General features: G+C 60.1%; 19 protein-coding genes. All 19 read left to right on the plus strand.

Features of this window, described 5'->3' with window-relative positions; translation table 11 throughout:
* Window positions 1-19: 19 nt before the first annotated feature.
* The 19 genes from ftsE to C1719_RS06830 all read left to right on the plus strand — a co-directional run bounded on the left by ftsE (window position 20) and on the right by C1719_RS06830 (window position 21,555).
* Window positions 20-850: a cell division ATP-binding protein FtsE gene (gene ftsE, locus C1719_RS06740; RefSeq protein ID WP_102374406.1), complete on the plus strand. Its 831-nt coding sequence runs from the start codon at window positions 20-22 to the stop codon at window positions 848-850.
* A complete protein-coding gene (ftsX, locus tag C1719_RS06745; RefSeq protein WP_102374407.1) occupies window positions 843-1,757 on the plus strand; it encodes a permease-like cell division protein FtsX in 915 nt (304 codons plus the stop codon). The genes ftsE and ftsX overlap by 8 nt, the downstream gene beginning before the upstream one ends.
* Before the next feature lie 24 nt (window positions 1,758-1,781).
* Entirely contained in the window at window positions 1,782-3,059 is a 1,278-nt protein-coding gene (locus tag C1719_RS06750; RefSeq protein WP_102374408.1) for a S41 family peptidase, read from the plus strand.
* An 8-nt stretch (window positions 3,060-3,067) separates the two neighbouring features.
* Entirely contained in the window at window positions 3,068-5,071 is a 2,004-nt protein-coding gene (gene rnr / locus C1719_RS06755) for a ribonuclease R (protein WP_102374409.1), read from the plus strand.
* Between the two features lie 253 nt (window positions 5,072-5,324).
* Window positions 5,325-5,762 carry a hypothetical protein gene (locus C1719_RS06760; protein ID WP_146007862.1) on the plus strand — a complete coding sequence of 146 codons (438 nt, stop codon included), beginning with the start codon at window positions 5,325-5,327 and terminating at the stop codon, window positions 5,760-5,762.
* Between the two features lie 289 nt (window positions 5,763-6,051).
* On the plus strand, window positions 6,052-6,906 hold the full coding sequence (locus C1719_RS06765) for a DegV family protein (protein WP_102374411.1): 855 nt from the start codon (window positions 6,052-6,054) through the stop codon (window positions 6,904-6,906).
* A 29-nt stretch (window positions 6,907-6,935) separates the two neighbouring features.
* A complete protein-coding gene (locus C1719_RS06770; protein WP_102374412.1) occupies window positions 6,936-7,430 on the plus strand; it encodes a MarR family winged helix-turn-helix transcriptional regulator in 495 nt (164 codons plus the stop codon).
* Between the two features lie 152 nt (window positions 7,431-7,582).
* Window positions 7,583-7,804, plus strand: coding sequence for an acyl carrier protein (locus C1719_RS06775; protein ID WP_102374413.1), 222 nt, complete (start codon window positions 7,583-7,585; stop codon window positions 7,802-7,804).
* 10 nt (window positions 7,805-7,814) lie between these two features.
* Window positions 7,815-8,795: a nitronate monooxygenase gene (locus C1719_RS06780; RefSeq protein ID WP_102374414.1), complete on the plus strand. Its 981-nt coding sequence runs from the start codon at window positions 7,815-7,817 to the stop codon at window positions 8,793-8,795.
* Complete coding sequence (locus C1719_RS06785) at window positions 8,795-9,805, plus strand: ACP S-malonyltransferase (RefSeq protein WP_245874406.1); 1,011 nt, start codon at window positions 8,795-8,797, stop codon at window positions 9,803-9,805. The genes C1719_RS06780 and C1719_RS06785 overlap by 1 nt, the downstream gene beginning before the upstream one ends.
* On the plus strand, window positions 9,792-10,577 hold the full coding sequence (gene fabG / locus C1719_RS06790; RefSeq protein WP_102374415.1) for a 3-oxoacyl-[acyl-carrier-protein] reductase: 786 nt from the start codon (window positions 9,792-9,794) through the stop codon (window positions 10,575-10,577). Before C1719_RS06785 ends, fabG begins: the two co-directional genes overlap by 14 nt.
* Window positions 10,574-11,851 (plus strand): beta-ketoacyl-ACP synthase II, encoded by a 1,278-nt coding sequence (gene fabF / locus C1719_RS06795; protein WP_102374416.1) that lies wholly within the window; start codon window positions 10,574-10,576, stop codon window positions 11,849-11,851. Before fabG ends, fabF begins: the two co-directional genes overlap by 4 nt.
* 31 nt (window positions 11,852-11,882) lie before the next feature.
* Window positions 11,883-12,341 carry a 3-hydroxyacyl-ACP dehydratase FabZ gene (gene fabZ / locus C1719_RS06800; RefSeq protein WP_102374417.1) on the plus strand — a complete coding sequence of 153 codons (459 nt, stop codon included), beginning with the start codon at window positions 11,883-11,885 and terminating at the stop codon, window positions 12,339-12,341.
* 13 nt (window positions 12,342-12,354) lie between these two features.
* Window positions 12,355-14,865, plus strand: coding sequence for an acetyl-CoA carboxylase, carboxyltransferase subunit beta (accD, locus tag C1719_RS06805; RefSeq protein ID WP_102374418.1), 2,511 nt, complete (start codon window positions 12,355-12,357; stop codon window positions 14,863-14,865).
* A gap of 214 nt (window positions 14,866-15,079) precedes the next feature.
* A complete protein-coding gene (locus C1719_RS06810) occupies window positions 15,080-17,212 on the plus strand; it encodes a PTS sugar transporter subunit IIC/EAL domain-containing protein (RefSeq protein ID WP_180963511.1) in 2,133 nt (710 codons plus the stop codon).
* Between the two features lie 62 nt (window positions 17,213-17,274).
* Complete coding sequence (locus C1719_RS06815; protein ID WP_102374420.1) at window positions 17,275-17,976, plus strand: DUF1847 domain-containing protein; 702 nt, start codon at window positions 17,275-17,277, stop codon at window positions 17,974-17,976.
* A 16-nt stretch (window positions 17,977-17,992) separates the two neighbouring features.
* The gene (locus C1719_RS06820; RefSeq protein ID WP_102374421.1) at window positions 17,993-18,289 is read left to right on the plus strand and encodes a GIY-YIG nuclease family protein; all 297 of its coding nucleotides are present in this window, start codon (window positions 17,993-17,995) and stop codon (window positions 18,287-18,289) included.
* A 290-nt stretch (window positions 18,290-18,579) separates the two neighbouring features.
* A complete protein-coding gene (locus C1719_RS06825; protein ID WP_146007863.1) occupies window positions 18,580-21,006 on the plus strand; it encodes a molybdopterin-containing oxidoreductase family protein in 2,427 nt (808 codons plus the stop codon).
* A 3-nt stretch (window positions 21,007-21,009) separates the two neighbouring features.
* The gene (locus C1719_RS06830) at window positions 21,010-21,555 is read left to right on the plus strand and encodes a 4Fe-4S dicluster domain-containing protein (protein ID WP_102374422.1); all 546 of its coding nucleotides are present in this window, start codon (window positions 21,010-21,012) and stop codon (window positions 21,553-21,555) included.
* The last annotated feature ends 64 nt before the right edge of the window (window positions 21,556-21,619 follow it).

The following is a 21,619-nucleotide window of genomic DNA, read 5'->3' on the forward strand; positions in this document are numbered from 1 at the left end:
TATTCGAACGGAGCATTCTGTGACAAACGATAATACCCGAGGGGCTTCTGCGCGCACGGGTGCGCACGCCGGGCGTCCGAGGCAGGCGGCTTCGCAGCTTTCTGCATCGCTTCCCATGCTCGACGTAGACGATATGCCCCAACCGATGGGCACGCCCGTCATCACGTTTGATCATGTGACCAAAGTGTATCCGGCTCAGCCCAACAAGCCCGCCCTCGACGACATCACGTTGCAGATCTACGCAGGGGAATTCGTCTTCCTCGTGGGTCATTCCGGATCGGGCAAATCGACGTTCATCCGCATGCTTATCCGCGAAGTGAAGCCCACGCAGGGCCATATCTACGTAGCTGACGAAGATCTTTCGAACATGCGCAACTGGCGCGTACCGTATCTGCGCCGCAACATCGGCTGCGTATTCCAGGACTTCAAGCTGCTTCCGAACAAAACAGTGTTCGAGAACGTCGCGTTCGCCCTCGAGGTAATCGGCAAGAGCCGCCACGTCATCAAGACGCAGGTTCCCGAGGTTCTTCGCCTCGTCGGTTTGCAGGACAAGCTCAACAAGCGCCCCGATCAGCTTTCCGGAGGCGAGCAGCAGCGCGTTTCCATCGCGCGCGCCATCGTGAACAGGCCTCCGCTGCTCATTTGCGACGAGCCGACCGGAAATCTCGATCCCCAAACATCGCGCGGCATCATGGATCTGCTCGAGCGCATCAACCGCACGGGCACCACCGTGCTCGTGGCCACGCATGACCGTGAAATGGTCGACAACATGCGCAGGCGCGTCATCGCACTCGACAAGGGCCACTTGACCCGCGACCAGGACAGGGGGGTGTACGGTTTCGATGTCTAGTCTGCTGTATTTCCTCAAAGAGTCGCTTACCGGCTTTTCGCGAAACCTTTCGACGGCCCTCGGGTCCATCGTCACCATCTTCCTTTCGCTGCTCATCATCGGCATCTTTCTCATCGGCGGATTCATCGTCGAGAACGTCGTATCTTCAGTGGAGGACAAGGTGTCCATCTCGGTGTGGCTTTCAGACGATGCGAGCGACAGCGATATCACGACGCTCGAGAGCTACATTCAAGGTCTCGAGGGGGTTGAGAGCGTGGGCTTCACCACCAAAGAGCAGGCGCTCGAGAACTTCCGCAATTCGATGACCTCGAACCCCGAGATCGTCGACCAGCTTGACGGCCAGAATCCGCTTCCTGCTTCCATCGAAGTGGAGCTGTCCGATCCTCAGATGGTCGAAACGATCGCCGGTCAGATCCAGTCGAACGCTACGTTTACCAAGATCTGCGACAACCCGGGCGATCCGGCCGATTCGCTGAAATACGGTCAGAAGAGCGTGGAGCGTCTATTCGATCTTACGAACTACATCCGCTACATCGGCATCGCCCTCATCGCCCTGCTGATCTTCATCGCAATGGTGTTCATCAACAACACCATCAGGCTCGCCATCCTGGCACGTCGCAAGGAGATCGCGATCATGCGCCTCGTCGGCGCCTCGAACGGCTTCATTCGGGGACCCTTCCTCATGGAGGGCGCGCTGCACGCCATTATCGGATCGCTTCTGGCGGTCGGATCGCTCGAGCTTCTGCGTTCCATAGTGTTTCCGCAGATCTCGACGGCTCTCGTGTGGCTTCCGCTCGATCTCGGCTCGTCGACGACCTTCATGATCTATGCGCTTCTGATCGCGGCGGGTCTGATCATCGGCCTCCTCGGCTCGGCGCTCGCCATGCGCCGCTACCTGAAGGTGTAGCAGCCCTCGCAAGGCGGCACGGTCATGGCCAAACACGGCGAAACAAACAAGCTTAAAGCAGCGGGCGCACGCAATGCACGGATCATCAGAATACTGACGGCCTGCATTTGCGTGTGCCTCGCTTTTGCTGCGGGCTTCCTGTTGCGAGGCGATCGCGGCCTGCTCGAGCGGATCGGATTCGAATCCCTCATCGTTGCAGGCGAGCAGAATCCCGGTGCTACGGTGCACGGCAGCACCTACAGCTCCATCTCGGCTCGCGTGGCCGAAGTGGAGGGCATCCTTGCAAACGACAGCATGGATTCCTACGATCTCGACAACACGACCGCTCAGCTTCTGAACGCGTTCGCCGAATCGACGGAAGATCCGTATCTGCGCTACTACGACGAGACGCGCTACCAGGCGTTCATGAAGGAGAATTCGACCAAGTACGGCGGCATCGGCGTGCTGTTCTCCGAATACAACGGCCTTGCGTACGCGGTCGATGTCTTCGAGGGCTCGACGGCGGATGCGAACGGGGTCAAACAGGGCGATTTCGTGGTCGCTATCGACGGCGACCGCAGTCAGGATTGGTCGATGACGGAGGTGGTCAACGCGCTTGCGCGCGACGAGGGCGATTCGGTCATCGTCACGTGGCGCCGCCCTGCAAGCATGGATGCGGAAGGCGGGGAGGAGTTTTCCACCACGCTGACCACGGGCATCTACAAGGAGCAGAACCTGATCACCGAGATTCACGATCAGGTCGGCTACATCTCGCTCAAGCAGTTCACCCAGGAGTCGACGGGTCTCGTCGAGCAAGCCGTTTCCGATCTCGAGGAAGGCGGCGCGCTTTCATTCGTGCTCGATTTGCGGGGCAATCCCGGCGGGTACCTTACGCAGGCGGTCGAGATCGCCTCGCTGTTCATGAAGAGCGGCGTCGTCGTCGAGATCGAAACCGTGCGCGACGGCACGAGCACGAAATCCGTGACAAGCAGCGTGACGGCAACCGACAAACCGCTCGTCGTGCTTGTTGACGGAAACACGTCGGCTGCGGCGGAGGTGCTTGCGGCTGCGCTGCAAGATAGCCAGCGCGCGACGGTCGTCGGCACGAACACCATGGGCAAAGGATCGGTTCAGAGGGTTCAGAAGCTCAGCTTCGGCGGAGCGCTTCGCTATACGGCGGCTTACTACCGTACGCCGCAAGGCCACGATATCAACAACGTGGGCATCGCGCCCGACATCACGGTCAATGACGACGGCGAAGAAGGAGCCGACAGCCAGAAGGATTTTGCGATAGAGACCGCCCAGTCCCTCGTGGTGCTTTAGGCTGCGCCATGGGCAGATCGCGCTCTACGGCAAAGCGGAAGACCCGGCGCAATCCCCGCAGCAATCCCCGTGGAGTCCTGCGCGTTTCGGCTGCCGGTTACGGGTTCGTGCAAACGGCCGAAGGGGAGCTCTTCGTTCCCTCTTCGAAAATGGGCGGCGCATTCGACGGCGATATGGTGGAGCTTGCTTCTTCGCACGTCAACCCCCAGCACAAACAGCCTCACAAGGGGCGCAGCGGGAAGAAGGGCGACAAGCCCTCGGGACGGGTCGTTCGGGTTGTCGGGCGGGCGCATGAGAGCATCGTGGGCCGCTACGAAGTCGCCGAGCCCTTCGGCGTCGTGGTGCCCGAAGACCGCCGCATACCCTACGATATCTTCACCATGCGCAAGGATTATCCCCACGTGCAGGATGGCGACGCCGTGCGCGTGCGCATCGCCACCTACCCTTCGCGCACCGAAGCCGCCACGGGCATCATCGAAGAGGTGATCGGTCGGGCCGACGACGAGGATCTTGCCATAGATGTGATCATCGCGCGGCATAAGCTCGAAACGGCCTTTTCGGATGCCTCGCTCGAACAGGCGCGGGATGCGCGGGTCGATGGGGAGGAGGCGCTTCGCGAGGGCTACCGTGATCTGCGCGATCGGTTCGTCTTCACGATCGACCCCGCCGATGCACGCGATTTCGACGACGCCATCTCGATCGAGAAAGTCGACGGTTTGGTTCGGCTCGGCGTGCATATTGCCGACGTCTCGCATTACGTGCCCTGGAACTCCTCGATCGACCTCGACGCGCGCCGCCGCGCGACGAGCGTGTACCTCGTCGATCGCGTGATCCCGATGCTGCCCGAAGAGCTTTCCTCCGACATCTGCTCGCTCAAACCGGGCGAGCCGCGCCGCGTTATGACGGCTGATCTGTATCTCGACGAGAACTTCGAGGTCAAACGCCGCATTTTCTACCCATCGCTCATCGAATCGCACGCTCGTCTCACTTACGAGGAGGCGCAGGAGGCGCTTGACGGAATGCCGGTTGCGTCCGTTGGGAAGGATCTTGCGGTGCGGCTCGCGAGCCTGCACGACGTCGCCTGCGGCCTTGCGAACAAGCGCCGGCAGGAGGGCGGCATCGATTTCGATACGACCGAGGCGAAGGTGAAGCTCGATGCCGACGGCGCTCCTGTGGACATCGTGCTGCGCCGTCGGACCGATGCGACGGAGATGATCGAGGAGGCGATGATCCTTGCGAACAGCGAGGTGGCCTCCTATCTGCATGAACGGGGTTTTCCGAGCCTGTACCGCGTGCATGAGCCGCCTTCCCCCGAAAGCCTTGCAGAGCTCGTGCCCGTGCTGCAGGAATTCGACTATCTGAAGACCGTTTCGGCATCGGCGTTTTCGGCAGGAAACCCCAAGGCGATCCAAGCGGTGTTGCAGCGTGCTGCGGGAAGGCCCGAGGCCGAGCTCGTATCGATGCTCGTACTGCGTTCGATGAAGCGAGCCGAATACAGAAGCGAGTGCGAACAGCACTTCGGCCTCGCAAGCGACGCGTACACGCATTTCACGAGTCCGATCAGGCGATATCCCGATCTAGTCGTGCACCGTATGCTCAAGGCGCACCTGTTCGGCAAGCCTGAAACCTTCGAGCAGCAGGTTCACAACCTTACTTGGCTTGCAAAGCATTCGTCGGCAATGGAGCGTATCGCCGAAACGGCATCTCGCGAGTCGCAGGAATACAAGCTGGTCGAATACCTGTCGCACGATGTGGGAGCCGCGTTCGACGCTGTGATCGCAGGCGTTGCAAGCTATGGGTTCTTCGTGCGGCTCGACAACACGGCCGAGGGCCTCGTTCCCTTGAAGGAGCTCGGCGACGAGTATTTCGCCCTCGATGCGAAGCGCCATCAGCTGGTGGGGCAGGAAAGCGGTGCGGCATATCGGCTCGGGCAGCGCATTCGCGTGGTTCTCGAAGCGGCGAATCCGCGCGAGCGCAAGCTCGATTTCAGGCTTGCCGCAAAAGGGCGCTGAAGCCGGCTTCCCGAGCACCGTGCGACAAGGCCGTATTCCGATAGGGTCATCGAAACCGGTCCCTTGCCGCAGCGTCGGTGCTGGTATAATGCCTTGCAGGCGTTTGTTGTCGGAGTCGGCGGGCGCCGCTTCCGGCGAATCGGGATGGCGTTGGCGTGCAGCATGGAGCAGCGCATCGGCGCCGAGTTCGCCTTCAACGGGTGCAGGGCATCCGAATATTCGGGCGGGTTGCGAAGCGAAAGGATGCGCGCATATGAAGAGGATCGTGGCGATTGCGGGGGCTCTGGCCCTTTGTCTTGTGCTCGGTGCCTGTTCGGGCGGCGATTCTTCCGATAACGCCGGTGGCGGGGAGGCTCCCGAGGCTCAGGCGACCATCGAATACGCGGTTGCCGAAGGGGTGGACGAGTACGCACAGGGCGATCTGCGCGGCGCAAGCTATCGCGTTTCGGTTCCGTCTCAGGCGACCGAAGACGAGCTCGAAGGGGTTTTCGCCGATGTCACGGCCGGAGATGGGTTCGACGTGCATACCGTATGGTTTTACAGCGATGAGCGCTTGGCCGACGGGAGCGAGGCTTTCGATGTGGCAAGCGCCGTTCAAGATGCCCCCGGCGGCGAACCGGTGCTGGTCTTGGCGAGCGAAGAGGCGAAGGCCGCAGGCCAAAAAGCACTCGCCGCGAAAGAAGATTCGTAGATCGGGATCGGGCCGTTTTGCGGAGCGTCGGCTCGCCGTGCGAATCGCATCGGGTTGCTGGGCCGCCGTTCGGGAGGCTCGCTGCGCGCATGGAAAACCATGACTTTGCCAGTCATCCATAAATCCCTGAGTGAAATTTGAAGACGTGCAAGCTGGAATGTGTTTTGGGAGAAATTAGTTTGATTATCAAACTAATTTTGATACCATGTCACGGTCTTGAAACCATGCGGCCGTTTTCGGCTGCATTCTGCCGGCGCTCTGCCGGTCGGAAACGAGAGAAGGTTTGCATATGAGAATAGCCATCGTAACCGATTCGACCTGCGATTGGTCGCCCGAAGAGTACGAGCAGAACAACGTCGTCATGGTTCCGCTCAAGATCCAGGTTGGCGGAGAATCGTTGCTTGACCAGGTTGAGCTTCCATCCGAAGAGCTTTACGACCGCATGGAGGCGGCGGCTGAGATCCCTATGACTTCGCAGCCTTCGCCAGGCGATTTCATTGCCGTGTACGAACGGCTTGCGGAAGAAGGCTACGATGCCGTCGTTTCGCTGCATATCGCACCCGTGCTGTCGGGAACGCTTTCGTCCGCCAGCATGGCGGCAGACCGCGTCGATATCCCCGTTGCGGCGATCGACTCCAAGAACGCGACATCGAGCCTCGGACTGCTTGTGGAGCGGGCGTGCCGTATGCGCGACGCGGGATCTTCCTTCGACGAGATCGTTTCCGCCGTTGAAGAAGCCGCAGCGAAAACGCGGCTCTACCTTGCGCCCGATTCGACCGACAACCTCGTGAAGGGCGGCCGCATCACCGAAGAGCAAGCGCAGGGCGCGGCGATGCTCAACATCAAGCTCGTGTTCGCTTTGAACGACGAGGGCCGTCTTGTGAATTTCGACAAGGTTAAAGGCTCGAAGGGCATCATCAAGCGCCTGGTCGAAGTTGCGGCTTCCCATGCCGAAGAAAGCGGAGCGCTCAGGTTGCGGTTCATGCACGCGCGCAACGGCGCGGAAATCGAAAAGCTCATCAAGGCGCTTGAAGCCGAGGGGATCGAGTTCGAGGTTTCCGGCATCGATGCATGCGGCGCTACGGTTGCGACCCATGCGGGCATCGGCGTAATCGGCATGGCCGTATCGCCGCTAAACGGGTAAAATGGTACCGAATCGAACGGACGGGAGCCATGGCCGAGACAAACGAACAATCCGAACAGACACAGCAGCCGCTCGGAAGCGCCGCGATCAGGCGTCGTGCGGAGCTCGACGAGCTTTTGTCGAGCACGTTCAACTCGGTGCTGAGGACCGAAGAGAAGTCTCTGCAGAACAAGCTCACCGAAGGTTTGACCATCACCGAAATCCATACGATAGTGGCCGTGGGCCTGCATGAGGCCAACCCTATGAACGTGGTAGCCGGACGCCTTGGCGTAACGCTCGCCACGCTCACGACGGCGGTGAACAAGCTTGTAGAGAAGGGCTTCATCTCGAGAACGCGGTGCGAAGACGATCGGCGCAAGGTGCTTATCTCGCTGACCAAGCGGGGAAAGCAGGTGTACCGTGCGCATGGGCTTTTCCACAAGAAGATGATCAACGAAGCGCTGGCCGGGCTCAACGAGGAAGAGGAGCGCGTGTTCGCCCATGCTCTCGTTCGCGTGAAGTCCTTCTTCGACGAACAGGCTTAACCGCAACGTCTGCAGAAATCATGGAACCCCTTGCTTGAACGAATGCGAGTCGTAGTATTGTTCTCGGTAAAAACTTAGATTATCAAACTATTTTGCGCCAAGGAAAAGGAGCCGCCCGCAAACGCGGAAGCGGCAAAGAGAAAGGAACCGTTATGGCAACGCTGGATACCGTAAAAGAAGTGCTCTCCGAAAACCTCGACATCGAGGGCGAGCAGGTTACCGAAGAGGCGACGCTCGATTCCCTTGGAATCGATTCCCTCGATATGGTGGAGCTCATCTGCGATATCGAAGAGAAGTGCGACATTGAGTTCGGGGAGCCCGAGGGCATTGCGACCATCGGTCAGCTCGTTGAGCACATCGACTCCCTCAAATAAGGGGAAGCCCATGAAGACGCGGGTAACCGAGCTTTTGGGAATCGAGTATCCCGTAATCCAGGGAGCGATGGCATGGGTTGCCAATGCAAGCCTTGCCGGAGCGGTCAGCGAAGCGGGAGGCCTTGGCATCATCGCAGCGGGAGCCGCCCCCCTTTCCTGGATCGAGGAGCAGGTGCGCCTTGCGCGCGCTGCAACCGATAAGCCCATCGGCGTAAACGTCATGCTCATGAACCCCGATGCGGCAAAGATCGCCAAACTGCTCGCCGATTTGCGCATCGACGTGATCACGACGGGCGCCGGCAGCCCTTCGGCCTACATCGAGATGTGGAAGGAAGCCGGATGCAAGGTCGTACCCGTCGTTGCATCGAGCGCCCTTGCGGCCCGGATGGAGCGTTGCGGCGCCGATGCGGTTGTCGCAGAGGGCTGCGAGGCGGGCGGTCATATCGGCGAGCTCACCACCATGGCGCTTGTTCCCGCCGTGTGCGATGCCGTTTCGATCCCCGTTATCGCTGCGGGTGGGATCGCAGATGGTCGCGGCATGGCTGCGGCGTTCGCTCTCGGAGCGGAAGCCGTGCAAGTGGGAACGAGGTTTCTTACGGTTGACGAGTGCACGATCTGCGATGCGTACAAAGAACGCGTCGTGGCTGCCAAGGACTCCGATACCATCGTGACGGGTCGCGCGGGCGGTCATCCCGTACGCGGGCTGAAGAATGCGTTCTCGCGCAAGGTGAGGCTGCTCGAGGGCGATCCTTCTGCCGATGCCGCCGAACTTGAGGCTCTGTACGCCGGCTCGCTCAGGCGAGCGGTGGAAGGCGATACCGACGGAGGCTCGATGATGGCGGGCCAATCTGCGGGCATCGTCCGCGAGCGGAAGACCGCGCGCGAGGCGGTTGCCGATCTGGTACGCGAAGCGGAAGAGATCGGCGGGCGCACGCTTGCGGAAATGGCCGAATGCAGCGCCGAGCGCGCACGGGTGCGAAGGGGCGCGTAGTGGATTTTGCCGTAAACCCCGCCGAGCCGGTTTTCATGCTCTCGGGGCAAGGATCGCAAGCTGTCGGCATGGGGGCAGACCTGATGGGCTTGCCCGAAGTGCGGGAAACGTTCGATTGCGCGTCCGACTCGTTCGGGTTCGATGTCGCGCGAGCCGTTGCCGAGGGCACGCAGGAGGATCTTTCGCGAACCCTGTGCGCCCAAGCTTCGATAGCCGCCCTGTCGGTGGGCATCGCCCGTGCGCTCATGGCAAAGGGCGTTCAGCCGAGCGCCGTGCTCGGTTTTTCACTCGGGCAGATCGGCGCATTGGCGGTTTCGGGCATGCTCGGGCTCGGCGAGACGTTTGCGCTTGCAGCGCGTCGCGCAGAGCTCATGAGCGAAGCCGCCGCATCCCATCCGGGTTCCATGTGCGCGCTGCTCGGCGCCGACGAGGAAACGGTTCGGCAGCTGTGCGAGGAGTGCGCCGAAGGCGATGTGCTCGTGATTGCAAACTGCAACTGTCCCGGTCAAATCGTCGTGTCGGGCACAAGCGATGCGGTCGGACGCGCGCGAGAGGCGTGGGGCGCCCGCAAGAAGCGCTCGGCGATGCTCGCCACCGAGGGCGGCTTTCACAGCCCGTTGATGCAAGAGGCCTCGGATGCGCTTTCGTCGTATCTCGCCACCGTTCCGTTCGACGAGCCGCGCATCCCCCTGATATGCAACGTAGATGCCCGCCCCCTTTGCGCCGCCGATGCCGCAGAGCATCTGGCTCGCCATTTGGTCGAGCCCGTTCGGTTCGATCGAAGCGTCTCGTTCTTGGAGCAAGCGGGTGCGACCGATTTCGTCGAAACCGGCTTCGGGGGCGTGCTCGTCGGACTTGTCAAACGCATCGACAAAAGCCTCGCCCGATCGATCGTGCAGGATCGAGGCGACTTCGAGGCGGCATGTGCCCGCTATGGGATGGGCGCGACGGTGTCGGACGCGCTGCGTGAAAGCGCTGACTCTGAAAAGGATTGCAATGCAAACATATAGCGAAGGCGCCGCATCGGCGGATGCCGGAATACGACGAGCTGCAGTGGTGACGGGCTCAAGCCGGGGGATCGGGCGTGCGATCGCCTGCGCGCTCGCCCGGTCGGGAATGGACGTATGCATGAATCATGCCTCGGAGTCGAGCGCCGGCGCAGCGCAGGACACCGCTGCGTTTTTGCGCGATGCCTACGGGGTGTCCGCGATAGCCGTCAAGGCAAACGTCGCATCCGCCGATGAGGCGAAATGCCTCGTCGATGCCGCCCAAGAAGCGTTCGGCCGACTCGACGTGCTTGTGAACAACGCAGGGATCACGCGCGACGGCCTTGCCGCCCGCATGAAGGAAGACGACTTCGATGCAGTGATCTCTGTAAATCTCAAAGGGGCGTTCAACTGCTGCAAAGCAGCGACGGGCTACATGATGAAGCAGCGCTTTGGCAGGATGATATGCATGGGAAGCGTCGTCGGCCTTGCCGGAAACCCCGGCCAGGCGAACTACGCGGCATCGAAGGCCGGGCTTGTGGGGCTTGCGAAGTCTCTTGCAAAGGAGCTTGCGGGGCGAAACATCACGGTGAACGTCGTGGCCCCCGGATTCATCGAGACCGATATGACCGATGCGCTTTCCGAAAAGCAGCAGGCCGCGATTCTCGATCGCATTGCGGCGAAGCGGTTCGGCTCGCCCGACGACGTTGCCTCGCTGGTCGCTTTTCTGGCAAGCGAGCAAGCGGGATACATCACGGGACAGGTTATCGGAGTTGACGGAGGTATGTCCTTATGACCATTATCGATGGCGCAGATACGCGCAAACCCGATGGGAGCCATCGCGTCGTTGTTACGGGTACGGGAGCGATCTCCCCAGCTGGCGTTGGAGCGAAGGCGCTGTGGGATGCCGTTATGGGAAAACGATGCTGCATCGGCCCCATCACGCGATTCGACAGCGATCCCTTCGAGGTGAAGATCGCCGGGGAGATACCCGACTACGATCCGATCGAGCTCGGCCTTACGAAGAAGGAAGCGCATCGCCTTGCCCGATTCGTGCAGTATGCGATCATCGCTTCCGATGAGGCGATGTCCGAAGCGGGCCTCAGCATGGAATCCGAAGACGCGACGCGCATCGGATGCGTGTTCGGATCGGGCATCGGCGGACTCGAGGCGTTCGAGCAGGCAAGCGTCACGCTCAACACCAAGGGGCCGAAGCGCGTCATCCCCCTGTTCATCCCGACGGTTATCTCGAACATGGCGGCGGGTACCCTTTCGATCCGCTTCGGCTTCAAAGGCGAATGCACCAACGTGGTGACCGCATGCGCAACCGGCACCCATTGCATCGGAACGGCGTATCGCAGCATCAAGCACGGCTATCTTGACGCCGCGCTGGCCGGCGGCGCTGAAGAGAGTGTTACCCCGGTTTCCCTGGCCGGATTCGGAAACCTCGGCGCATTGACCAAGTCGGCCGATCCTGCGCAGGCGTCCATGCCGTTCGATATTCGCAGGAGCGGGTTCGTCGCCGGCGAAGGCGCCGGAGCGATCGTACTCGAATCGCTCGAGCATGCGCTTGCCCGCAACGCGAACGTTCTCGCCGAGATCACGGGCTACGGGACGACGGGGGACGCCTACCACATGACGGCGCCGGAGCCCGACGGAGACGGACTCATGCGCGCGATGCGCATGGCTCTTGACGAGGGCGGGTTCAAGCCCGAAGACATCGGGCATCTGAATGCGCACGGCACATCGACGCCCGCTAACGACAAGGCCGAGTCGGTCGCGCTGAGAGGGCTTTGCGGCGAGGGCTGCAGCGTTCCTGTCGTGTCGGTGAAGGGCGTGACGGGCCATATGCTCGGAGGCGCGGGAGCCGTCGAGGCCATCGTATGCGCACGCTCGGTTTCCGAAGGCGTTGTCCCGGCTACGACGGGTTTTGCCGAGGCCGATCCCGATTGCCCGGTGCGCGTGCTGACCGAGCCCCTTCGCGATTATCCGCAAAAGGTCGCTTTGTCGAACTCGCTTGGATTCGGCGGGCATAACGGCGTTCTCGCGATTTCGCCGTACCGCGGCTAGGCCGAATCCGAAAAGGAAAGGAAAACTCGCAATGGACGATATCTCTTATCCGTGCGGCAAGGCCGTCATCGAATCGGTGCTGCCTCATCGCGATCCATTCGTCTGGGTGTCGCGCGTTTTGTCGTGCTCCCCGGGTGAATCGATTACAGCCGAGCTCGAAGTGACCGAGGACCTGCCTCTTTTCAAAGGGCATTTTCCCAACCACCCCGTTTTGCCGGGCGTTATCATCATGGAAGCGCTCGCTCAAGCCGCATCGTTTTGCGTGCTGGTTGAGCGGGGGGCCGAGGGGTCGGTCGGGTTTTTGACGGGAATCGACAAGGCGAAGTTCCGCCGTCAGGTGCTTCCCGGCGACACCGTCCGCCTTGACGCGCGCATCGTTAAATCATCGTCGCGCATGTGCGTTGCGGAAGTCGAGGCGAGCGTGGGCGGTGCGCTCTGCGCGAGCGCCACGCAGAAATATGTGCTCGATACGGCGCCGAGTGCGGCGTAAAAAGGAGTAAACCGTGGGAAGACGGAAACGTCAGAACTACATCACGATCCCTCATCAGGGAACCAAGCCCGAATGGGTTCAAGGCGTTTCGACCGAAGAGCTGCTTGCCGCCAACGGCACGAACGTCGGAGCGCTCGGTTCGGTTGAGATCGCGTACAGCCTGGAAACCATTGCGCGCGAACTCGATGGAAGGTGCGCGAAGGGCGCCGCCGAAGGCATCGCAAAGCCCCGCGTGCTCGTTGCGGGCTACGGCGAAGATGCGAAGCGAACGATTCGCGCCTGTTCGGATGCGGGTATCGATGCGTACGCGATCTACGCCGAGTGCGATCGCCAGGCGGCATACGTGCGCATTGCCGCAGGGGCCGTTAAGGTATCCGAGGAGTTTTCCGAAGCGGTATTCTCGAACAGCTACGCGCTTCTGACCGCATGCGAATCGTGTGGGGCCCAGGCGGTGCTGGCCCTTGACGAGGATCTTGGCTGCGACCGCCATTTTTGCGGGCTGTCCGAGGCGAAAGGCGTGAAGGTGTTTCGCGCCATCGCTTCGTCGACTCCCCAGAGCGGCTGGCTCGTTTGCCAAGGTACCCCCGTCGTTCGCGAGGCGGCATGGCGCAAGTGCCCGAGCTGCGGGCTCATGTTCGATGTGGCAACGCTTGCCGCAGGCCACTTCCGGTGCCCCGGTTGCGGCGGCATGTACCGCATGTCCTCGTCCGAGCGCATCTGCGATCTGCTCGATGCGGGCAGCTTCGTGGAGTGGGATCGCGGTTTGCCGCAGGCTGACCCGCTCGGGTTTCCCGGATATCTCGATAAGATCGAGACGACGTGCGAAGAGACGGGACTTGACGAAGCGGTTCGATGCGGCGCGGGAACCATCGCGGGCATGCGCTTTGCGCTCGCGATCATGGACTCGCGGTTCTTCATGGGCTCGATGGGATCGGTCGTGGGAGAGAAGATCGCCCGAACGGTCGAGCGCGCAACCGAAGAGCACCTGCCGCTCGTCATCTTTACCGCATCGGGTGGAGCCCGCATGCAGGAGGGTTTGGTTTCCCTCATGCAGATGGCGAAGGTGTCGTGTGCGCTTTCCGCCCATGCGCAAGCGGGCCTTCTGTACGTATCGGTGCTTACCGATCCGACAACGGGCGGTGTGACCGCGTCGTTTGCCATGCAAGGCGACATCATACTGGCGGAACCGCATGCTCTCATAGGGTTCGCGGGCCAGCGCGTTATCCGCGATACGATCAAGCAGGAGTTGCCCGAAGGGTTCCAGAGCGCCGAATTCGCCTTGGAACACGGCCTTATCGACGCGATAGTGCCACGCGAGGAGCTGCGCGAGAAGCTCGCCCATATCATGGCAATCCATGAAGCGACTTCGAAGCATTGCATGCTCGAAGACGGCGTATCGCTGAGCTATGCGGCGGTCAGCGAGAACCTATCGGGGGAGGGCGGTACGTACAACACTGTCACGTACGGCATGTTCCCTCAGCTCAAGCGGGCTTTTTCCGTTGCATCGCAGCGGTTCATGACGACGAAGCCGAAGCAGGCGCGTCCGTCGCTGTTCGGCAAATCGAAGAAGCAGCGCGCTTCCGAAAGACGTTTGGAAGCTCTTTTGAGGGGCGGGTTCTACGCCGAAGACGGCATATTGCTCGACGACGAGGCCGACGGTTCCTCCGAATCGGATGAGAAGCGCGGTGTCGGCCTGGCCGACCGGGCGCGGAAACGCGGCGATGCGGCGCGCGTCGACGCGTCCAACGATGCTTGGGAAAGCGTGCAGCTTGCTCGCAATACCAGGCGGCCGACCGCCATGGCCTACGTTCGGGAATTCGTCGACGGGTTCATAGAGCTGCACGGCGATCGTTCGTTTGCCGATGACGGGGCGGTCGTGGCGGGCATCGGCTGGATAGGCTCTCATCCGGTAACGGTGATCGTGCAGGAGAAAGGGGCCGATCTCAAGGAGCGGCTTGCGCGCAATTTCGGATGCCCTCAGCCCGAGGGGTACCGCAAAAGCCTGCGCCTGATGAAGCAGGCAGAGAAATTCGGCCGACCGGTCGTGTGCATCGTCGATACGCAAGGGGCGTTTTGCGGAACCGAAGCCGAGCAGCGCGGCGCTGGCAACGCCATTGCCGACAACTTGATCGCGATGGCGGGGCTGCGCGTTCCCATCGTGAGCGTGCTCGTCGGTGAAGGCGGCAGCGGAGGCGCGCTCGCGCTTGCGCTCGCCGACCGGGTGGCCATGCAGGAGCATGCGGTGTACTCGGTGCTCTCTCCCGAGGGCTTTGCCTCGATCCTGTGGAAGGACCGATCGCGAGCTCCCGAGGCGGCTGCCGTCATGAAGATGAGCGCCCGCGAGGTCTACGATATGGGCATCGTTGACGACGTGCTTCCGGAAGGCGAGGGTCCGGCGCACGAAAACCCCGAGGTTGCCGCCGCTTTCGTGCGCGGCTACGTCGTTCGAGCGCTCGAAGAGCTCGATAGAGTGCCCGTCTCCCAGATGCTCGAAGAGCGATACGCGCGCTTTCGCAGGCTGTAGGTTCCCGCAACGCCGTTCGGCGGAGCTTGGCGCGCCGAGCAGTCGGATTGCTCCAAGCGCTTCGGCGGCTGCGCGAAGCGGGGTGCTGCGATGCGCGAAGCTCGATTGATCGTCGCGGTCGTATATGACCAAGACGCATCGTGAAACCCATCGGTTAAGGGTACAATGGACCGATGGGTTTTCGCATCTCTTCGAAGAGGGAGTTGGGCCGGGAATGTTCGACAGGATCGATGCGTGGTTTGCACGCTTGGAAGACGTCATGGCGTTTCAGGCCATACGGCAGGGGCTCATTCTGACGATCCCGGTGCTGCTCGTCGGATCGTTCTGCCTCGTTTTCCTGAACGTGCCGATCGAGCCCTATCGAGAGTTCCTCGATGCCACGCCGTGGCTGCGGGGCATGTTCAACACGGCGTACGCGGCAACCATGGGCATCTTCTCTCTTTACGTCTCGGTAGCGGTATCTTTGAGGTATGCGGATTCGTACGCCGATAAACACGGGTCGTTCTTCACGCAGGGAGCCCCGTTTGCCGCTCTTGCCGCGTACCTCATGTTCGTCGGCTTCGGTGGGGAGGGGTTCGATCAGACGGTGCTGAGCACGCGCTCTCTGTTCATAGCCATCGTGTGCGGGCTGCTCTCTTCGATGCTGTATTGCCGGCTGGTTCGCTTCGGGAAGAAAAAGCGCCTGCGGGGAGATAGCATCGATGGCGTTTTTAACCAGGCGGTGGCGGGTCTCGTCCCCATCGCGACGGTGATCGCGGTCTTCGCCGTTGCGGCAACGGCGCTCACGCGGTGCTTCGGTGCCGATAGCGTCGAGGAGTTGTTCTTCCTTGGAATCAGCGCGCTTTTTCCTCTGGCGGAGCCCACTTGTGCAAGCGGCCTTCTCTATCTGCTCATGAACAACGTCATGTGGTTCTTCGGCATTCACGGCGGCAATATGCTCGATGGCGTCGCCCAGAGCATCTTCGTGCCGGGGACCGCCGCGAACGCCGCTGCGATGGCAGCCGGGGCCGAACCGGTGCAAATCGTGACCAAGACCTTCTTCGACGTGTTCGCTTCAATCGGTGGTGCCGGGGCGCTGCTCTCGCTGCTCGCAGCCATCCTTCTGTTCGGGAAAAGGCGCAACGTTCGGCGGCTCTCGGCGTTTGCAACCGTGCCCATGGTGTTCAATATCAGCGAGATAATGATGTTCGGGTTGCCGGTTGTGTGGAACCCCGCGCTGTTCATCCCTTTCATCATCGTTCCGTTGGTAAACATGATCATCGCTTACGGAGCTATGGCCATCGGGATCGTGCCGCCGACTGTCGTCGACGTTTCGTGGACGACCCCGCCGATCGTCGGCGGGTATGTGGCGACGGGGTCTGTCGCGGGGGCTGCATTGCAGCTGGTGAATCTCATCGTCGGTGCAGTCATCTACCTTCCGTTCCTGCGTCGTTACGAGCGGCTTGCCAACGAGCGCGACTGCATCGAGTACCGAAGCCTGTTGAAGCTGTTCGAAGATGCCGAGAAGGCGCAGCGCGAAGTGAATCTCACTGCGGCTCCGGGAGCCCTGGGGGCTGTAGCCCGCTCTCTTGCCGAAGACATACGCCTTGCAGTCGAGGATCGAACGCTTCGCCTGCACTATCAGCCTCAGTTCGACGTAGACGGCCGACCGATCGGCGCCGAAGCGCTGCTTCGCTTCGAGCACCCAGTGTACGGTGCGATTTACCCCCCGCTTACCATAGAGCTTGCACAGGAGGCGGGATTGCTCCCTGATCTCGAACGGGCTGTGTTCGATCGGGCGCTCGACGATGCCGCTGTCGTCGAATCGCGTGCGGCGAAGCAGGCGATGCCCGCTGGTTTTTCGATAAGCGTGAACGCGACGGCTCGCATGTTGCAAGACGAAGCGTCCGTCGACTTCCTCATTGCGGCGGTGCGGGCGCGCGGGCTGAGTGCGGGCCGCGTTGTCGTCGAAGCGACGGAGCGTGAGGCTCTCAGATGGGATGAGGGGGCGTCTGATCTGCTCAAGCGCATCGCCGATGCGGGAATCCCGCTTGCCATCGATGATTTTTCGATGGGACGAACCTCGTTTCAGTATCTGGAAACGAGCGTCTTTTCGATCGTGAAGCTCGATGGGACGATTGCGAAAGGTGTGATGGAAAACCAACGGTACGCCGAGATCGTGTCTTCGATCACGCGCTTGTCGGAGCAGCTCGGCTTTACCGTCCTCGCGGAATACGTCGAGACCGAGGAGCAGCGCGATCGCCTCGTGGCGCTCGGTTGCTCGTATTTTCAGGGATACCTGTATGCGCCCGCGCTGCCGTTCGAGGCGATGGTGGAGCGGGTGAGCGAAATGTCTGCTTCACGGTAGCGTTCGGCGGCTTCTTTTCGGCCATGCTGTGCTAGTATCGGTGTTGTCGAGAGGAGGCTGGAATGGGACAGGGGCAAAGGGACGTTCGAAGCTGCGCAAACTGTGCGGTCTCGGCATGCGACCCCGATGGCGCAGAGAGGCCGTTTCCGGAGTTCTGCATGACGACGCGCACTTCCGATGAAACGTTTGCCGAAGCTGCATCGCTGTACCGCGACGATCCCGAAACGATGCGCATCTTTCGGGCGGCTGCAGAGGTCGAGGGCCTCTACTACGGAAGGTTGACGCGCGTTGAGGAGGTCATAGTGTTCGCCCGTCGCATCGGGGCTCGCAGGATAGGGGTTGCCACCTGCACGGGGCTGCTCGACGAGACGCAGGCGTTCGCGAAGATTCTTCGGGCGAAGGGGTTCGACGATGTATGCGCCGTGGCGTGCAAGGTCGGAAGGATGGACAAGGAAAAGGCGGGTATTCCAAACGATGCGAAGGTGCATCCCGGTTGCTTCGAACCAACCTGCAATCCGATCGTCCAGGCGCGCATCCTCAACGAGGCGGGTACCGATTTGAACGTTATCGTCGGCCTTTGCGTGGGGCATGATACGCTGTTCATCAAGCACTCCGAAGCACCGGTTACCTATCTGGTGGTGAAGGATCGCGTTTTGGCGCACAATCCTGCGGCTGCGCTGTATACGAGGGGATCGTATTACGGAAGGCTCATGGAATCCGATTTACCCGAGCCGCGAACGGATTCGGGAGCTGGATCCGATTGATCGCCGGGGGCAGAGGATGACGGGGCGTCACTACATGTACGTGCTCGAATGCGCGGATGGAACCCTGTATACCGGGTATGCCGTCGATGTGGAACGGCGCGTTGCGGCCCATAATGCGGGCAGGGGAGCGAAGTACACCCGATCGCGGTTGCCGGTTACGCTCGTCGCGAACGCGGAGTTCGCATCGAAGCACGACGCGATGAGTGCGGAGTATCGTTTCAAGCGATTGACGCGCGAAGAGAAGATCCGGCTGCTGTCCGACGATTGCGCAAGCTCGCTCGAGCAGCGATTGCGCGAGCTTTCCCCTTCATGACGCTTCTTGTTGAAAGCCGGCGCGCCGCTTTTCGAAAACGATTTTGCGCCCGGGCTCTGGCTGTCTGCGCTTTCGAATTTTCCCAGATCGAACAGGGAAAAGAACGCCTCTCGCGCTATATACGCAAGAAAGAATAATTTAATTGATTGAGTGACATAGTTGACTATGATACTATGAAACCAATGATTCGGCCGAATCTGCTCAGGGGGTTGAGCTATGGGTTCGAGGCGCTTTTTGCCCGGATTGTGGCTCGTCTCCACAAATTATTTCAAGGAGTGTGAGGAGGAGGCATGGAGCATGGTCTGACAAGGCGCAAATTTCTTGGCGCCGCTGCAGCTTTGGGGGCGTTGGCGCTATCGACCGGATGCGCACCGAAGGCAATGGAGGAGCAAGAAGAAGGACAAGTTCAATCAGAGGTTGTCGATATTGACTCTTTGGAAGTCAAGCATTCGTGGTGCTATATGTGCGGTCCCGCCAAGACGTTTTGCGCCACGAGGAACTACATGAAGGACGGCAAATGGGTTCATGTTGAAGGGAATCCGGAGGCCGGCAATAATTGGGGCTACGGCAGCAAGACACTCTGCGCTAAAGGTAACGCTGCGATGCAGACGCTTTACAATCCCGCCCGTCTTGAGTATCCGATGAAGCGAACCGGCGAAAAGGGCGAAGGGAAGTTTGAGCGCTGTTCATGGGAGGAGGCCTTAGGGGCGATAGCATCGAAATTGCTTGAGAACCGTGAGAAATACGGTCCAGAATCGTATGCTGCGCTCTCGCCTCAGGAATGCAAATTCGTTGGTCAAATGGGCAGACGGTTTTTGAATGTATACGGTAGTCCGAACTATCTGCACAGTGCAATCTGCGTGATGCAGATCATGTCGAGCCAGCACGTTTCGATCGGTAAAGCGACGACGACTACTCCGCTTCAAATGGACAAGACGAAGCTCTTGGTCAGTTGGGGTGTTAACGGTGAGAATTCCGCGGTGAACAATATTATGGATGCTCGTCCCGTAGAACGGCTTGACGCAATGGAGAACGGCTTGGAATTCATCGATATCCGGCCAATGCTCGATCCTCTCGCATCGCATGCTGCCGAATGGGTTCCGATTCGTCCGGGGACCGATTTGGCGTTGGCTCTCGCCGTGCTAAACGTTTTGGTAACCGAGGATCTGTACGATCATGATTTTTGCGAGAATTGGTGCAATGGGTTTGAAGAGTTTGCCGAGCATGTAAAGCAATTTCCTCCTTCGTGGGCTTCTCCTATTACGGGTATTTCTGAAGAGCAAATTGAGAAGATCGCCCGAATGATGGGCACTGCGAAGCCCATGGGCATTCAGTATGGAAACGGTGCTGGGGATCAAGCGAATGATGGAAGTTGGCTGTGCATCTGCATAAACCTTATCGAGGCTATTACGGGTAACTTGGATGTTCCTGGTGGGGGCGGAGCCCCTCTTCTTGTGGGCCCGCCTCTGATCGATATCGAGTCGTTGAACTGGATTCCGACTCTTCCCGAGAAGCTGCCTGTTTATGAAGAGGACACCGAAAATGGATGGGCTCCAAGTAGGTCGAGATTGGTTGCGCCCGAGTTTCCTCGGTGGTATCAAGATCCTGAAACATGGTCTTCGCTCGGCTTGTTCAGGGAGCCCTCGTCTGCAACGTACCGTGCGCTCATGAGCGTCTTGACCGAGGAACCCTATCCCTTGAAAAGCGTGTTCGCGCATGCTACCAATCCGCTTTCTCAAACTCGGCAGCCGCAGAAAATTGCCGAAGCCCTCAAGAAGCTTGATTTCTATTTCGTGATGGATACGTTCTGGAACCCCTCATGCGATTACGCCGACTACGTTCTTCCCGCGTGCACAAGGTTCGAAGACAGCTGCCAGATCGATGGGCGCAATATGCCCGAAGGCACCTTCATCGGAATCGAACAGAAGCTTGCGGAACCGTTAGGGGAATCAAGGTCTGACTGGCGCTTCTACTGTGATCTTGCGGTTGAAATGGGATTCGGCGAGGATTTCTGGAATGGCGATTTTGACCAGGCATTGCGAGAGCAGCTTGAGCCGACAGGGATCAGCCTTGAGGAGCTGCGCGAAAAAGGCTATGTTTTCGTGGAGCGCACCGATGGCGCGACGCCTACCGAGCCGTCATATCAGAACTACGATCAGATCTTCAGCATGCTTCCAAATGGGAAAGTCCAATGCTACAACGAGATTCTTGGGGGAAAACCGAACAATCGCGATGATGGCGAATTGGGGTATCTGCCCGAATACCAAGGCCCGCCCGAGGGTTTAGCGGAAACGCCGGATTTGGCAGCGGAATACCCGCTGATCTTCTCCGATGTGCATGCGCATCGCATGAGCGTCCACAGCTATTTCTCCAATTTGCCCTATATGCGAGAACGGAACCGTAAACCATGGGCGAAGATCAATCCAGCCACTGCGAAGAAATACGGCATCGAGGATGGCGAGTGGATGAAGATCGAGTCTCCGCACGGATGGATCAAGATGGTTGTGGAGTACTTCGAGGGAGTATCCCCCGAAGTGATCATGGGTAAACGCGGTTGGTGGCAGGATTGTCAAGAGCTCGATGAGCCTGGATATGGATGCCTTGACGGTGGCAGCGAGGTCAACGCCCTTTATGATGCGACAATGACCAACTTCGATCCATTCCATTCCGCGATGGCCAAGCAGACTTTGGTTAAGATCAGCAAGTGGGAGGGGTAGACGATGGCTGAACAATACGGATTCTTCGTCGATACGACACGTTGCATCAAGTGCTATGCCTGCGAAGTCGCCTGCCAGCAATGGCATGGGATCAAAGCCGGCACCGTCCACCGCAGGGAGGTTCAGGAGGAGTGCATCGGAACGTTTCCTGATGTGAAGCGTACGTTCATGTCTCTTTCGTGCATGCACTGCGAAAGCCCTCTTTGTGTTGCCTCCTGCCCGCAGGGAGCGATCGCCAAACGGGAGGAAGACGGTCTCGTGGTTGTCGACAAGGCCAAATGCACGGGAGACAAATCGTGCGCGACCGCGTGTCCCTTCGACGTTCCCGAGTTCATCGAACTCGAGGGCGGCGGAGTCGTCATGGACAAGTGCGATGGCTGTTTGTCGCTTAGCCGCGAGGTCGATGAGGCGCCCCGTTGCGTGAACACCTGTCCGACCAAGGCCCTGCACTTCGGCAAACTGGAAGACATGGCGGCGCTTGCCGCAAAGAAGGGCGGAAGCCGGCTCGAAGGAAGCACCGTTCCTTCCGTGTACGTTGCCTACGCATAGGCTGTTTTGCGCGAGGTTGAGAGACCTGCGTGTGTTTTAGCCATCGGGCTGCGATATCATGTAT

The organism is Raoultibacter massiliensis (assembly GCF_900199545.1).
GTDB lineage: Bacteria > Actinomycetota > Coriobacteriia > Coriobacteriales > Eggerthellaceae > Raoultibacter > Raoultibacter massiliensis.

Bases quoted from the DNA above. Each gene is read 5' to 3' on its own strand.
- fabZ (WP_102374417.1), top strand. From the start codon at position 11,883: ATGGACGATATCTCTTATCCGTGCGGCAAGGCCGTCATCGAATCGGTG.
- ftsX (WP_102374407.1), top strand. From the start codon at position 843: ATGTCTAGTCTGCTGTATTTCCTCAAAGAGTCGCTTACCGGCTTTTCG.
- fabG (WP_102374415.1), top strand. From the start codon at position 9,792: ATGCAAACATATAGCGAAGGCGCCGCATCGGCGGATGCCGGAATACGA.
- C1719_RS06820 (WP_102374421.1), top strand. From the start codon at position 17,993: ATGACGGGGCGTCACTACATGTACGTGCTCGAATGCGCGGATGGAACC.
- C1719_RS06770 (WP_102374412.1), top strand. From the start codon at position 6,936: ATGGCCGAGACAAACGAACAATCCGAACAGACACAGCAGCCGCTCGGA.
- rnr (WP_102374409.1), top strand. From the start codon at position 3,068: ATGGGCAGATCGCGCTCTACGGCAAAGCGGAAGACCCGGCGCAATCCC.
- C1719_RS06780 (WP_102374414.1), top strand. From the start codon at position 7,815: ATGAAGACGCGGGTAACCGAGCTTTTGGGAATCGAGTATCCCGTAATC.
- C1719_RS06815 (WP_102374420.1), top strand. From the start codon at position 17,275: ATGGGACAGGGGCAAAGGGACGTTCGAAGCTGCGCAAACTGTGCGGTC.
- C1719_RS06775 (WP_102374413.1), top strand. From the start codon at position 7,583: ATGGCAACGCTGGATACCGTAAAAGAAGTGCTCTCCGAAAACCTCGAC.
- C1719_RS06810 (WP_180963511.1), top strand. From the start codon at position 15,080: ATGTTCGACAGGATCGATGCGTGGTTTGCACGCTTGGAAGACGTCATG.
- C1719_RS06830 (WP_102374422.1), top strand. From the start codon at position 21,010: ATGGCTGAACAATACGGATTCTTCGTCGATACGACACGTTGCATCAAG.
- C1719_RS06825 (WP_146007863.1), top strand. From the start codon at position 18,580: ATGGAGCATGGTCTGACAAGGCGCAAATTTCTTGGCGCCGCTGCAGCT.
- C1719_RS06765 (WP_102374411.1), top strand. From the start codon at position 6,052: ATGAGAATAGCCATCGTAACCGATTCGACCTGCGATTGGTCGCCCGAA.
- C1719_RS06760 (WP_146007862.1), top strand. From the start codon at position 5,325: ATGAAGAGGATCGTGGCGATTGCGGGGGCTCTGGCCCTTTGTCTTGTG.
- C1719_RS06750 (WP_102374408.1), top strand. From the start codon at position 1,782: ATGGCCAAACACGGCGAAACAAACAAGCTTAAAGCAGCGGGCGCACGC.
- fabF (WP_102374416.1), top strand. From the start codon at position 10,574: ATGACCATTATCGATGGCGCAGATACGCGCAAACCCGATGGGAGCCAT.